This is a genomic window from Shewanella sp. c952 (assembly GCF_019654975.1).
GTDB lineage: Bacteria > Pseudomonadota > Gammaproteobacteria > Enterobacterales > Shewanellaceae > Shewanella.
The window spans coordinates 1-569 of record NZ_BPEW01000110.1; the positions used below are offsets into that span (position 1 = coordinate 1).

Below are 569 nucleotides of genomic sequence, written 5' to 3' on the forward strand. Positions count from 1 at the left end.
GAACACTTCGATTCTGTTATTGCCAGCAAATCAGGTTCAGGTTTATCTGAGACTTGGGAGCGTGCCCGTGAAGAATCAAGCTTTGTAAACGACAAAGGCATTCGCATTCTTGATTACCGCAAACTTGTGCCACAGCTTGAGCAGTTGTTAAACGTGATGGTGCCGCAATCTATTATGGCGCTGCGAGAACAAGGGCGTATTTTTGGCGTCGATTTGACTGCATTCTACGATGTACTCGCCGATATTGACCGCCGCATCGCTTCGCAAAGTGCGCGTATAACCCGTGAAGTGGGTGAAGAGCTGTTCCTTGATGGCGTGTCAGAATCAGCGGTTAAAATTCGCTCGCGCATTAGCGAACTAGAGTTCTGGCCTGAGCTTGAGCAGTTTGTAAAAGCCTTTAAACGTTGGAAGGCTGACGGCTTTAACGACTTGCCGGGTGAGGATTACACCAACAGCATGCGCCGTGCGTTAGACATTATCGGCCGTGCAGCATTGTCTGGCGGTATCGCTAAGTTGCTTGAGATTGAGCTGCGCCTAAAAGAAGGCAATAGCGACTTAGTTATTCGCAC

Annotated in this window: 1 protein-coding gene; it reads left to right on the forward strand. The window is 49.0% G+C overall.

What is annotated here, in order from left to right:
- A partial coding sequence (locus tag K5R16_RS22110) for an ATP-binding protein (RefSeq protein ID WP_220740568.1) occupies positions 1-569 on the forward strand: 569 nt, incomplete at both ends.